This window comes from Mucilaginibacter sp. P4_E8, assembly GCF_056401495.1.
The window spans coordinates 1-13,334 of record NZ_JBFUJG010000131.1 but is presented as its reverse complement, the minus strand read 5'-3'; the positions used below and the strand labels follow the sequence as shown (position 1 = coordinate 13,334).

The following is a 13,334-nucleotide window of genomic DNA, read 5'->3' as shown; positions in this document are numbered from 1 at the left end:
CTCACATTCACCTTAATAACCGGTTCAAACGTTATTCTTTAATTAAGATTTGTTATCATGAAAAATTCAATCTTCAAAAACAGCATTTGCCTGTTTTACGCCTTGCTCTTTTGCTTAATTTACAATTCCACTAAAGCGGTTGCTCAGCAACCGGCAGGAATAAAAAACATCGTCCTGGTACACGGCGCTTTCGTAGACGGCTCCGGCTGGAAACCGGTGTACGATATCCTGGTCAAAAAGAGTTATCACGTTAGCGTGACCCAACAGCCATTAACCTCCTTCGATGGCGATGTAGCAGCAGTAAAACGTGTGCTCAGTATGCAGGATGGCCCGTGTATCCTGGTTGGACACAGCTATGGCGGCGCTATTATTACCGTTGCCGGAAATGATGATCATGTAGCCGGCCTTGTGTACATTGCTGCCCATGCGCCTGACAATGGCGAGAGCGAAGGAGGTAACGGTAAACTATACCCTTCGGCCTATAAATCCTTGCAGAAACCAGCTGACGGATTTGACTATATCGCACCGGAAAGTTTTTATGCCGATTTTGCCGCGGACCTGCCCAAAGCGGTGGCTGAATTTACCGCTAATGCGCAAATGCCCGCAGCTGACGCCGTATTTCATGCAATCATCCAGAACCCGGCCTGGAGGGTAAAGCCCAGTTGGTATATGGTCGCTAAGGCTGACCGCATCATCAACCCCGACCTGGAACGCATGTACGCCAAACGCGCCAAAAGCACCGTGGTAGAGATTGACGGCGCAAGTCATTCTGTTTATGAATCGCATCCGAAAGAGGTGGCCAGGTTGATCATCGATGCAGCAACACATAGCCCGGTTAAATAAATAGCGGCATCGCAAATACAATCCCCGCTTGCCTAAGCGCGGGATTATATTTATTTTCCGGACCGGGCATAACAAAATAAAAGCAATAACAACTGTGATCAGATCCGGATTAGTTTTTTTAAATTCACAAAACCTAATCATGATCATGAACACCTACAGCGAAATCCTACAAACCACCGTGCTCGATTCACTGCAAAGCCAGTACCTGGCTCAAACGAATTTAAGGTCCCAGGTGAATGCGGCCATGTTTAGCCTATACTATGCGCAGGGCGCTACAATCACCGCGGAAGAAAAACTTGACGAAGCTAAAGCAGATGCTACTTTTAAAGAAACCGTAAATAAACAAACCCTCACCAACAGTCATATCGCCAATAACTTGCTGGCCTCAGCAACCCAGGGCGATCAGTATGTAAAACAATCAGTTTCCAATACCGCTGTTTGTGCCGCTAACGTACAGATCGCGGCTACAGCGATCATCAGGCTCGCAAGCGATATCGGTACCATATGGAACCTGATAAATGCCGCTGATTATGGGAGTGAGCTGTATACGCAGGCCAAAAAAACGGTCGATTTGATCAATGATACTGCCTATGCAGCCGAAAACACATCCCAGCTGGCCATGGAAGCTTCGATGCTGGCGGCCGAAGTGTCCTCATCAACCGTTCTGGATAAAGCCAAAAGCACTAATACTCTGGTAAATAATCTCTTGCAGATCAGCTCAGCAGACCTGGATACGGCCATTCAAAGTGTAGTGGCAACTAAGACTGTCCTTTCGCAGGCCGGCACCGCCGAAAAACTTGCCGAAGGCACCTTTGCAACACTGAACGCAGATTACCAGGCTGTCCGCGCTGCCTGCGGTTCCGGCAATAAAACATTCAACCTGAATTTGATGGTGCCCGATGCGCACATCACAGACAGCAGTTTCGTCGTGGAGTTTACCAAATCCAATCACCCGACCAGCGGTTATTATATCGTTATGGTCAAGGACAGCAAAAAATTAAGCTTTTCATTAACTGAGGCCGAAAATTTATTACAACAAGGGAATACGCAAATCATCATCAGCGTTCCCTTACCACATCTTTCCCCTGCCGCTTATCCAACTTATCTCAGCAAACAGGTCAATTTTTTGGATATGCCCGGCCCAGACAAAATACTGCAGGACGCAGACGGCGATGAGCTGGTGCGGGGCCAGCGCTATGTTATCTTCGTACTGGCCGTTTTGACGGATGCCTATAAAAAAGAACGTGGCAGTTTTGATAATTTCCTGTCCGCGCCATGTGAACCGTTCACGCTGACGATCAAATTGAAAGCGGTTAACAGCAGTACGATCACCGTTAAACCCCTGACCAATGAAAGTACCTTACCCGGCGATAACGTGCAGAAACTGGAATTTACGATGGAGGAAAACACCGCCWGTAACCCGGAATATCGCTGTATGTTTTTACCCGCAGGGGTCCCGGCTACATCTTTTAATGTGATCATTGCAGAGCAGGTTTCAAGAGGTAATTATTCGATAGCCCAAAATGCACAAAACGGAAATCAGTATGAAGTCTACATAGGTCCAACGACCACCGATCATTTCGGCAACCCACTCGTGCCGGGAAAGAAATACCTTCCGCTTATACTTACCCTTTCTTCAGGCGAAATAGATAAGCCCTTAAAATTTACCAACGCCCTTTCAGCTATGGACAAAAAAGCAGCTTTTTATTACAACGCGCTATGAAAATTCAACCGCAATTAAACCCGGCACCAATCACATTGCAAGAGCAGGCCTGGCTGGATGACCTGTCTGCCCAAATCATCGATGCCCAATATGAAGTGGAGCAATTCCAGATCATTGTCAATTCGCTCACCGAAAAAGCGGCTGACTACCAGGCACAATTAACAGTCGCCGAAAATAACAAGACGCAGGCTTATAACCATAAAACGCTGGCAGACCAGTTAACACAAAGCGCCCTCGACCTGCAAAACAACTCAGAAACTGCGTTCAAGGAGATCGCGCTGGCAGACGACAAGACTAAAACGCTCTCAGCCGACATGAAAATACTGATAGACAAACTGATCTATACGGTAGAAGTAATTGATATACTTTCCAGGGATATTACGAAAAAAAAGGCATTAAACCCATTAATCTCAGACGATTTGATAAATATGACCCATACGGCTTACACAGATGCTGATAATGCGGTTACATTAACACTGGTAGCGCTAAGATCAACTTTTACGGCCGAAGCTTCCAATATCGAAACCGAAGCCGCCCTGGCGCTCGGATACCACCGGGCCAAAGAGCTGTATAAAAGCGCCCCTGCCCTTTCTTCATCGCTTGATCAGGCTTACACCAACGCCGATACCAATCAGGTGCAAATGGAAAAATCATACGCGATGATCGCACAAGAGCTAAATGACGCCCAAGCCAGTTTAAATACCGCACAGGAAAAGCTGGCCAAGTTGCAATCAGTACTAACAGCTGCAAACGCAGCAATAAACGGGCGTCCGCATTGATAAAAGCTGGTTACAAGTACTAAAAGATCCTATCTTCTCCGTTAAAAAAAATATCAAAGCAACAAATTGTCAATTGCCTCAGCCAGGGACCTATCCTTATCGGTAACAATATCGCCCTGGTCGTGAGTTGATAACCAAATTTCAACTTTATTCCATTCGTTTTTCCATGTTGGATGGTGCTGATTGGATTCTGCCAACAAAGCCACCCTGGTCATAAAGGAAAAGGCTTCGGAGAAATCCTTAAACTTAAACACTTTATGCAATTTGTTATCAACCTCTTGCCAACCCTTCATTATTTTTCTTTTATAGAATAACCAAGTATAGGGCAACATGTTTCAGGCAGCATAATCCTTATGCAACTAATGGTTTTTAATAATGGTTTCCCTCATGTTACGAGCATACTAAGTTTGTTTGTTATTTGTAATAAGTCTAAATAAAGTTACATTTGCCGCAAATTAACTATCACATTATTTATTTTATGTACGATTCCTCCATAAAAACCAGTTTTGATGTCTGCTCTTCCTGTAATTCACTAAAAATCTCGCTGGTATTTATCTTATTTATTACAATTAGCATCCTGGCCCCTACTGTCTCTTTCGGGCAAAACGGAAATAATTCGAAGGCATCGTTAACAGGTACAGTAAATGATACAGAAGGCCAACCGCTGAAATATGCGACCGTTACGGTAAGCGGCAGCAAAAGCACTCCTACGGACGAGCAGGGCAAGTTTTTGATCAAAGGTCTGTCTGCCGGCACCCATCGTGTCAGTGTCAGCCTGGTTGGTTACCAGACCGCAGTAAAAGAGTTGGCGCTTATTGCCGACAGTACCATTGAAGTTTCTTTTGCGCTCCAGGCAGGAAATGCGCTTTCGGAAGTCGTTATTACGGCCGGAAGAAAACCGGAAAGCCTGAAAGATGTTCCTTCTTCGGTCACTATCCTGAACGCGCGCGCTATCAAAGAACAACTGAACGTCAATCCTTCGATTGCCGCCATCCTTGGAAACACCATTCCGGGACTGGGAACCTCCAATAATAAGGCAACCAACGCCGGCCAGACGCTGCGTGGCCGCCAGGTATTGGTACTAATCGACGGCATTCCCCAGTCAACACCACTCATGAACGGAAGCCGCGATATCCGTACGCTTGATCCTGCAGTCATTGAACGGGTTGAGGTCATTAAGGGAGCAACTTCCATTTATGGAAACGGCTCTGCAGGTGGTATCATCAACTTTATTACTAAAAAGCCTGCTGCGGATAAAACGTTCAGCGGCACAACCAGCGTTGGGATCAATGGTAACCTGGTTCATCCTTCAAACACTGCAGGATACCGGCTTTCCCAAAGCTTTTCCGGAACGGTGAACAAGTTTTCCTATGTGGTTAACGGTACTTATAACTATACCGGGGTACTAAAAGACGCCAAAGGAAACGTGAATGCCCAGCCTGACGGACTTGGAGAGAATTCGCTTTACAATGCCTTTGTAAAACTGGCCTATAAGCCAAATGAACATAGCGAGATCGTCGCGTCGTATAACTTGTTCAGAAGCGTACAGAACACCGATTATATTAATGTAACCGGTAAATATGGGGTAACGCCATCTGTTGGTCAAAAAGGAAATGATCCGGGAGAAGCTGCAGGCACGCCTTATAACCACAACGCCCTGGTTTCCTATCATAACAACGCCCTCCCTTTGTCCAGTTCCCTGGATGTTTCAGCCTATTACAATGGCTTTATTTCCATGAACCGGTATGTGGAGCAGGCAACAGCCTGGTATGGTCCTGGCCAAACGAAGATCCAGTCCTTCAAAAAAGGTCTTCGCCTAACGCTGAACACGCCCTGGAAGATGGGTGGCTTTGGCGACGGAGAACTGACCTATGGCCTCGACCTGCTGAATGACCGGACAAATCAGATTTTAACAGATGGCAGGGTATATATTCCGAACATGAATATGCTCAATCTTGCGCCGTACGCACAAATGAAGCTTGACCTGATGACCAATTTCGTTTTAAAGGCGGGTATCCGCTATGAAAATGCCAGGGTTAAAGTAAACGATTTTAATACCATTGCCAAAGGACCGAACGGCGAGGGTAGTATTGCGGTAACAGGCGGCAAGATACCTTACAATGCCACCACCTTTAACGCCGGTTTACGTTATAACAAGTATGAAATTTTCAACCCATTTGTAAGTTTTTCACAGGGATTTGCCATTAATGAATTAGGGCGTATTCTGCGAAGTGCAACGAGTGGAACGCTGGAGAGCATTGCAACCGACCCAATCATCACTAATAACTATGAAGCCGGCTTCAGCAGCAGGCTCGGTATTGTAAATTTGACTGCTTCTTATTATATCAGTACTTCCAAACTGGGCGCCAATCTGGTTGATGTAGGCGGTTTCCTGGTACCTCAGCGGGAGCCGGAAAGGATCCATGGCTACGAGATCGCTGCCGATATTTATTTCAGCCGGCAGTGGACACTGGGAGGAAGTTACTCCTTTGTGGAAGGCAAAGCCGAACAGGCAAACGGCACAAAAGTGTATATGAATGGTCTGCGTATTGCGCCCCCCAAAGCAGCCGCTTACCTGGGCTACCGTCCTTTGAGCTCGCTGGATATGAAGCTGTTCTGGGTGTACACCGGAAGCCGTGACCGTTTTGATGTTCGCTCAACCGGTTTGTACGCCAACAGTGAGGGACCAGTGAAACCGGTGAGTCTTTTCAACCTGTCTGCAGGTTACCGATTTAATAGCAAGTGGTCTGCTGGTCTTGGTGTGGAGAACCTGCTGAATAATTCGTACTACCCGGTTGTGAGCCAGTACCGTGCTATTGATGCCGAATATGTGCGTGGCAACGGTACTACCATGAGCCTGAACGTTTCCTACAATTTTTAACCATGGCGAGGAGAGTATTTTTCTGGGTGCATAAATGGCTGGGCCTGATCACAGGACTGGTGGTTTTGATCGTCAGCCTGACCGGTTGTATCAATGTTTTCTCGGATGAATTGAAGGAACTCTTTTATCATGACCGGTTCTATGTAGAACCAGGTGCCAATCGTCAATTCAAGAATTTCAGTGTGCTGCGAGATCAGGCGCAGAAGGCCCTTGGGCTAAAAGTTAAGATCTCGCGTTGTGAGATCTATCCGGCTAAAGGACGTACCTGGATATTCCGGGCGTCACTAACAGACAAAAAGGGCATCGGCTACTGGAACTTTAACAAATATTATTACAGGGTATACGTGGATCCCTATAATGGAAAAGTGGTGTACGTGGAAGATACCCGTAACGAGTTCTTCCAGCTGGTGCTGAGCCTGCATCGGAACCTGCTGCTGGGTGACACGGTAGGCGGAATGGTGACGGGAATTTCTGCGCTATGCTTCTTTGTATTGCTGCTGAGCGGTCTTATTCTCTGGTTCCCCAGGAAATGGAAGGCAAAGGCTCTCAAAAGAGGACTGATATTGAAGCGCGGTGTTAGCGGAAAACGGTTGAACTATGACTTGCACAACATAGCGGGCTTTTATATTCTTATACCAGCCTTACTTATCTGTATTACCGGCCTTGTCTTCGCTTTCGACTGGGCTGACCAATCTGTTCAATACATAGCTAATGGAGGAAAGGCATATGAAAAACGGGTTATACCTTTATCGACACCGAGTAAAGCCTACGACTTAGAGACGGCCGACAGCGCTATTGCCCTCCTTTTGCGCATTCATCCTCAAGCTGATGTATTTTCGATCCGCTTCAGGGAAAAGAATACTGACCCGCTGGATGTTCAGGTACGCCTGGCCAAAAACAGGACCCACCTGTTCCAATGGTATTATTTTGACCGTAACAATGGCAAATTGCTGATGAAGTATGGAGATCAGGATGTTAAGGGAGGTGAGAAATTCAGAAGTTTGAACTATGATCTGCATACCGGCGCCTTTGCCGGCATCCCGACCAAACTGCTCGCTTTATTTGTTTCGCTCATCTGTGCTGCTATGCCCGTCACCGGTTTTTTCATCTGGTATAACAGAGGGGGCCTAAAAAGTAAAAAGAGACCAAACGCTGCTTACGCTAATAAACGAGCAGACTAACAATGAACTATTCATTTATAGCATCAAGCCTTAGCCGGAATCGTTTCTGAGTTGCTCATTTTACGGATGCCTCAGCCAGTAACCAAGGATCAAAGCGAAGACGATAAGTGTCCACCAAAGGTATTGACGGATGCTGTAACCCTTGATTCGTTTTTCAAGACGGGAGATTTCAGCTTGGTTAGCCAGCTTTTCACTTTGCAACCGCATATTTTGCTGCTGCAATTTGACCAGCGTGCCGCCAACCTCCACTGGTTTTTGCTGTTCCAACCGGTAACGTTGGCTAAAGCCACCTCCATTGAGGAATTTCTCGCCCTTAGGCTTAAGTACAAGCTTCTCCGGCAATTCGTAATCGCCATGCTTGCCCGACTCAGCCACCAGACCCTCCCAGAGTAATATTTGCACCATGGCAAAAGCAGTAGCCTCATCCTTGTCAAAAAGCTCGAGTAATTGCAGCCGTGTCAAACTGTCCGGGATACCGAAGGCTTCCAGCATCGCATCCAGCATTTCGCACTCGTATTCATTCAATTCCGTCATTGCCGTAAAATTCGCAATAATTTGCCATTATTTCCCCTTTCCTTTACATGTCTGACCGGAACGGCATAAGCCTATGGCATTCTATTGCTTCAAACGGCAGCTTTCTGCTATAGCTACGCCCTTTAAGCGCTTTAAAGAATGGCATCTCAATGTAAATCAATTAAAAAAGGCACCGCTTCACGGTGCCTTTTTTTAGAATATCACATAACCTTTGTTCATCCATTTGGTTCATTAGTGAATCAAATGAAAAGCCGAAGGTGGTTCATGATTTACAATCAAGCAAAGTTAAAACCTATCCAGATTCATCACTTTATTCCAGGCCTTTATAAAATCCTTCACAAACTTGTCCTGAGTATCGGCGCTTCCATATACTTCGGCAACAGCCCTCAGTTCTGCGTTGGAGCCCAACACCAGATCTGCGCGGGTGCCTGTCCATTTTACTTCACCGGTGGCACGGTCGCTGCCTTCATAAAGTTCCTTATCGCTGGATACTGCTTTCCATGCAATGCCCATGTCGAGCAGGTTTATAAAGAAATCGTTGGTGAGCACTCCCGGACGTGATGTGAAAACACCATGTTTGGAACCATCAAAATTGGTATTCAATACACGCATACCACCTAACAATACGGTTAACTCAGGCGCTGTAAGTGTAAGCAATTGCGCCTTATCTATCAGCAACTCTTCGGTTGATACAGGGATTTTTGATCTGCGATAATTACGAAAACCGTCAGCAATGGGTTCCAGGTAGCCGAATGATTCCACATCGGTTTGTTCCTGCGAGGCATCCATACGGCCAGGTGTAAAAGGGACTGTGATGGTTTGTCCTGCATCTTTAGCCGCTTTTTCAACCGCGGCGCAACCGGCCAGTACGATCAGATCTGCCAGCGAAACTTTTTTACTCCCGGTCTGCGCGGCATTAAATTCTTTTTGAATGCCCTCGAGTATGTTCAATGCGTTTTGTAATTGCCCGGGATTATTCACATGCCAGTATTTTTGTGGAGCAAGGCGGATACGTGCGCCATTGGCACCACCGCGCTTGTCAGAACCGCGGAATGTGGAAGCCGAAGCCCATGCTGTGGAAACCAGCTCAGATACGCTTAACCCTGATTCCAATACTTTTGCTGTCAAGGCTGCAATATCACTTTCAGCTATCAGTACATGGTCAACTGCAGGGATGGGATCCTGCCATAGCAATTCTTCCTGTGGTACCTCAGGGCCCAGGTAACGTTCACGGGGGCCCATATCGCGGTGCGTTAATTTAAACCATGCACGCGCAAAAGCATCTGCAAATTCTTCCGGATTTTCAAAAAAGCGCCTTGATATTTTTTCGTAAGCCGGATCAACCCTTAAAGCAAGATCGGTAGTAAGCATGGCCGGCCGATGTTTTTTTGAGCTGTCATACGCATCAGGAATAATGGCTTCGGCATCTTTAGCTACCCATTGGTGCGCGCCGGCCGGACTTTTAGACAATTGCCATTCAAAGCCAAACAGGTTTTCAAAAAAATTATTGCTCCAATGGGTTGGTGTTTTGGTCCATGTTACTTCCAGTCCACTGGTAATCGTGTCGGCACCTTTGCCAGAACCATAGCTGTTGCTCCAGCCGAAGCCCTGCATGTGGATGCCGGCAGCTTCTGGCTCTTTGCCAACATGATCAGTAGGCGCAGCGCCATGGGTTTTGCCAAAGCTATGCCCACCGGCAATTAATGCAACCGTTTCCTCATCGTTCATGGCCATCCGGCCAAATGTATCGCGGATGTCTTTGGCGGCAGCAACAGGATCAGGGTTACCGTCAGGGCCTTCGGGATTCACATAGATCAACCCCATTTGTACAGCGGCAAGCGGTTTTTCCAGGTTGCGGGAGTGAATGTCACCGTCGGCATCATCGTCTGATACCGTTACGCCATGCCCCTCTACCACACCATGTGAACCATGTGCATAACGCAGATCTCCACCCAACCAGGTGGTTTCAGCGCCCCAATACACGGATTCATCCGCTTCCCATACATCTTCACGTCCACCGGCAAAGCCAAAGGTTTTAAAACCCATTGATTCCAGTGCTACGTTACCGGTAAGGATCATCAGATCGGCCCATGAAATTTTACGGCCATATTTTTGTTTGATAGGCCACAGCAGCCTGCGGGCTTTATCGAGGCTTACGTTATCGGGCCAGCTGTTAAGTGGTGCAAAACGTTGTAGCCCTGCGCCGGCACCTCCGCGTCCGTCGCCCACACGATAGGTTCCTGCACTGTGCCATGCCATGCGGATGAATAAACCGCCATAGTGACCAAAGTCTGCCGGCCACCAGTCCTGTGAGTCGGTCATGAGTGCATGAAGGTCTTTTTTCACTGCTGCAAGGTCAAGGCTTTTAAAAGCTTCGGCATAATTAAAATCTTCACCCATCGGGCTTGATAAAGAGGCGTGCTGTCGCAGGATATTCAGCTTTAACTGGTTAGGCCACCAATCGCGGTTCCGGGTGCCACCACCGCCAACATTGTGCTTCATGCTGCCATTGTGAAAAGGGCATTTACTGATGTCATTTGATTCGTTTTCCATATTTATAAGTTTATATATTGAACACGTACTTGCACCTATCGGTTGTACAGTGATATAAAATTATGACATTGGGAGATACAATCACAATCAATTAAATCTATATCCAATAGTTAAAATTTATTAAGTTTCATCCATATTTTCTGTCAGGGCTGTTTTCCCTAATAAAACCTTGTATAATAATTAAATAATCGGTAGTGTCTCATTGAATAGTTGATCAATGCAAATTTTTCAATCTCATGGACTATCTTTAATGCACATTCTAATTCAATGAAACCAGGCAGTAAAAAAAGAACACCACACATAATCGACTATGAAAAAAACGCACTATTTTTTTATGTTTTCCTGCTTCCTCATGCTTGGCTGTACCGGAGTAAAAAAGCTGGCCGATACCGGCAATACCGACAAAGGCTGGAAAAAGCTATTTAATGGAACTGACATTAACAATTGGTTTGTCAAGATCAATCACCACCTGGTTGGCGAAAACTATGGGAATACGTTTCGGGTAGAAGATGGCATAGTCAAAATCAGATATGATCAGTACGGCGAGTTCAACGATCAGTTTGGCCACCTGTATTACAAAACGCCGTTTTCTTACTATCACCTACGGTTTGAGTATCGCTTTGTGGGTAAACAACAAAAAGGCGCGCCAGACTACACGCTCCTTAACAGCGGGGTCATGTTTCATTCGCAGGATCCCAGGACAATGCTAAAGGATCAGGATTGGCCAATATCGATAGAAATGCAGTTATTAGGTGGTCTTGGCGACGGAAAATCAAGACCAACAGGCAATATGTGCTCACCTGGTACCGATGTTGTTTATAAAGGAAAGGTTTCGCCTGACCATTGTATCAATTCTACTTCAAAAACCTATGACGGTGAGCAGTGGGTAAAGGGAGAACTAATAGTTCAGGGCAACAAATTAATTACGCATATCATCAACGGCGATACTGTGCTGCAATATTCAAGGCCTACCATTGGCGGCGGCGTGGCACATGGCTACGATCCAAAGTACAAACAGGACGGGAAATTACTAAGCAGCGGCTTTATCGCCTTACAAAGTGAAGGACAGCCTGTCGATTTCAGGAATATAGAGATTAAACAATTGCCAGATTCAGATCGTTAAAATTAAGCAAAAGGTTAAGCCTCCTCTCGCGGTGCTCGCTCTGGTTAACAAAAAAGTGATCTTGCCAATGGCAAGATCGCTTTTGATCATCATATAAGTTGTTTTAAATTATTTACTTAGCTTTTTATCCTTTTTCAATATTTTTTCATCGGCTTTGCTTACCTCTTTCATCATGGTAAAGTGGTCGCCAATTTTCCCGTCTGCACAAATCCATTTCAGATCTAACTGGTTACCCTGTACCTCCAGCATCACCGCCCCTCCTATTTCATTATTGGAATAATACATGGCATTATGTGGCCAGCCTGCTTTATGACCGCCTTGTGCTCCTGCCGAGCCGCTCACTACGTATACGGTACCGTTTGTATTTATTTTACTTTTTAAATAAGGAGCGGAGTTTTTACTACCGTCATAAAGCGCACTTGAATTACTCAGGTTATATTTAGCGGCATCAAAATCGGCCTCTTTGCCATAATAGCCCTTCATTAATTTTGAACGCTCATAAACATGGCTATGACCGCAAAGTATCAGATCCACACCGTTATCCTCTAATGTTTTGATGAAATGTTCCCTGATCTTTACCAATAACGTCTCGGTATCAGAATCGTGTGAACCCATGGTATAAGGAGGGTGATGCCAGTATGCCACTACCCATTTGTTCGTGTTAGCCTGCAAGTCCTTTTTAACCCATTCGGCCTGCTCGCCCATTTCATCATAAATATGCTTGCCTTTAGTGTCCGGGCCATAAGAATCGAGCGCCAGGAAGTGCACGTTGCCTACATCAAAGGAATAGTATGATTTTGTATTGGAAGGCAGCCCACCAGCTTCGCCTTTGGTTGGGACAGAGAAATTCTGGTAGTAAGCAATTTTAAACTGATCGGTTACCGCGGCAGATTGCAGATCATGATAATCGTGGTTGCCAGGAACGGGAAATAAAGGAAAGCGCTTTAACATGGTGGCCTGGTAGTTATTAAAAAACTTGGCCTGAAATTCCGCATCTGTTCCGTCAGAATAAGCGTTGTCGCCCATAAGTATCCAGGCGTTCAGGTAATTATCGCCCAGGTATTTTACAATCTGGTCCCTAACGTTACGCTGGTTAATGGAGTTGTTACCGCAGTCACCAAAACCGGCAACCCTCATCAATGTCTCGCTGCCCTTTTCCGGAAGCGTATAAAAATAATTATTTTCATCGCCCTGCAGGATATTCTTGGTTAGGTTACCTATAGCATAATAGTATTTGGTCAGTGGTTTTAAGCCCGACAGTTTAATTATATGCTCTGAAACCAGTGTAGAATCACTGGTTTCCATATCCAGGTTACCTGAGGTTAATCCGTAACGAACTTTACTCCTGTCGTAAACATTGGTCCGCCACCTGATGGTCATACTGGTTGGCGTGGCAACCTGGAGGTACGGGCCTCTTAATAACCCGGTCTGGTAAGAATGGGATACTGCCTTCGGTGTTTTTTCAGCATCCGCGGCATCTTCCTGGGAGAATACCAGCGCGGGTAAAGTCAGCAGAAAAAGGAAAAATAATGAAATTGTTTTCATACAAGTAATTATGATTTGTGATTTATTTGAATGTATTATGTTATGGCTGGTGCTTTACTGCGGTTAAGGGTTCATCTGTTAAAGAATTGATAAATTGAATGATCTCACCGCATTCCTCTTTTGATAAGTTCAATGGTTTTGACGGTAATGTTTGTTCGGCTATGTTTAACCC

The 13,334-nt window shown here is 45.8% G+C and carries 10 protein-coding genes; 6 read left to right on the top strand and 4 right to left on the bottom strand.

Annotated features, from left to right (window positions below; translation table 11 throughout):
- Window positions 1-57 precede the first annotated feature (57 nt).
- From AC1DRQ_RS25595 to AC1DRQ_RS25585, 3 genes are all read left to right on the top strand, one after another.
- Entirely contained in the window at window positions 58-843 is a 786-nt protein-coding gene (locus tag AC1DRQ_RS25595; RefSeq protein ID WP_477428071.1) for an alpha/beta fold hydrolase, read from the top strand.
- Window positions 844-988: 145 nt separating this feature from the next.
- A complete protein-coding gene (locus AC1DRQ_RS25590; RefSeq protein ID WP_477428069.1) occupies window positions 989-2,566 on the top strand; it encodes a hypothetical protein in 1,578 nt (525 codons plus the stop codon).
- Window positions 2,563-3,345, top strand: coding sequence for a hypothetical protein (locus AC1DRQ_RS25585; protein WP_477428067.1), 783 nt, complete (start codon window positions 2,563-2,565; stop codon window positions 3,343-3,345). Before AC1DRQ_RS25590 ends, AC1DRQ_RS25585 begins: the two co-directional genes overlap by 4 nt.
- Before the next feature lie 53 nt (window positions 3,346-3,398).
- Here AC1DRQ_RS25585 and AC1DRQ_RS25580 read toward each other — a convergent pair whose 3' ends face one another.
- The gene (locus tag AC1DRQ_RS25580) at window positions 3,399-3,638 is read right to left on the bottom strand and encodes a 4a-hydroxytetrahydrobiopterin dehydratase (protein WP_477428065.1); all 240 of its coding nucleotides are present in this window, start codon (window positions 3,636-3,638) and stop codon (window positions 3,399-3,401) included.
- Between the two features lie 185 nt (window positions 3,639-3,823).
- On the opposite strand from AC1DRQ_RS25580, the gene AC1DRQ_RS25575 reads away from it, so the two are divergent.
- The gene (locus AC1DRQ_RS25575) at window positions 3,824-6,226 is read left to right on the top strand and encodes a TonB-dependent receptor (protein ID WP_477428063.1); all 2,403 of its coding nucleotides are present in this window, start codon (window positions 3,824-3,826) and stop codon (window positions 6,224-6,226) included.
- A gap of 2 nt (window positions 6,227-6,228) precedes the next feature.
- The gene (locus AC1DRQ_RS25570; protein WP_477428061.1) at window positions 6,229-7,407 is read left to right on the top strand and encodes a PepSY-associated TM helix domain-containing protein; all 1,179 of its coding nucleotides are present in this window, start codon (window positions 6,229-6,231) and stop codon (window positions 7,405-7,407) included.
- 60 nt (window positions 7,408-7,467) lie between these two features.
- Here AC1DRQ_RS25570 and AC1DRQ_RS25565 read toward each other — a convergent pair whose 3' ends face one another.
- Together AC1DRQ_RS25565 and katG are read right to left on the bottom strand one after the other, a co-directional pair.
- Entirely contained in the window at window positions 7,468-7,941 is a 474-nt protein-coding gene (locus AC1DRQ_RS25565) for a hypothetical protein (RefSeq protein ID WP_477428059.1), read from the bottom strand.
- Window positions 7,942-8,226: 285 nt separating this feature from the next.
- The gene (gene katG, locus AC1DRQ_RS25560) at window positions 8,227-10,494 is read right to left on the bottom strand and encodes a catalase/peroxidase HPI (protein WP_477428057.1); all 2,268 of its coding nucleotides are present in this window, start codon (window positions 10,492-10,494) and stop codon (window positions 8,227-8,229) included.
- Window positions 10,495-10,804: 310 nt separating this feature from the next.
- On the opposite strand from katG, the gene AC1DRQ_RS25555 reads away from it, so the two are divergent.
- On the top strand, window positions 10,805-11,617 hold the full coding sequence (locus AC1DRQ_RS25555) for a 3-keto-disaccharide hydrolase (RefSeq protein WP_477428055.1): 813 nt from the start codon (window positions 10,805-10,807) through the stop codon (window positions 11,615-11,617).
- A gap of 108 nt (window positions 11,618-11,725) precedes the next feature.
- Here the strand turns inward: AC1DRQ_RS25555 and AC1DRQ_RS25550 are convergent, their stop codons facing one another.
- Window positions 11,726-13,162 carry a purple acid phosphatase family protein gene (locus AC1DRQ_RS25550; protein WP_477428053.1) on the bottom strand — a complete coding sequence of 479 codons (1,437 nt, stop codon included), beginning with the start codon at window positions 13,160-13,162 and terminating at the stop codon, window positions 11,726-11,728.
- Window positions 13,163-13,334 lie beyond the last annotated feature (172 nt).

Coding starts and splice junctions, on each gene's coding strand:
- AC1DRQ_RS25555 (WP_477428055.1), top strand. CDS start 10,805: ATGAAAAAAACGCACTATTTTTTTATGTTTTCCTGCTTCCTCATGCTT.
- AC1DRQ_RS25575 (WP_477428063.1), top strand. CDS start 3,824: ATGTACGATTCCTCCATAAAAACCAGTTTTGATGTCTGCTCTTCCTGT.
- katG (WP_477428057.1), bottom strand. CDS start 10,494: ATGGAAAACGAATCAAATGACATCAGTAAATGCCCTTTTCACAATGGC.
- AC1DRQ_RS25585 (WP_477428067.1), top strand. CDS start 2,563: ATGAAAATTCAACCGCAATTAAACCCGGCACCAATCACATTGCAAGAG.
- AC1DRQ_RS25580 (WP_477428065.1), bottom strand. CDS start 3,638: ATGAAGGGTTGGCAAGAGGTTGATAACAAATTGCATAAAGTGTTTAAG.
- AC1DRQ_RS25550 (WP_477428053.1), bottom strand. CDS start 13,162: ATGAAAACAATTTCATTATTTTTCCTTTTTCTGCTGACTTTACCCGCG.
- AC1DRQ_RS25565 (WP_477428059.1), bottom strand. CDS start 7,941: ATGACGGAATTGAATGAATACGAGTGCGAAATGCTGGATGCGATGCTG.
- AC1DRQ_RS25570 (WP_477428061.1), top strand. CDS start 6,229: ATGGCGAGGAGAGTATTTTTCTGGGTGCATAAATGGCTGGGCCTGATC.
- AC1DRQ_RS25595 (WP_477428071.1), top strand. CDS start 58: ATGAAAAATTCAATCTTCAAAAACAGCATTTGCCTGTTTTACGCCTTG.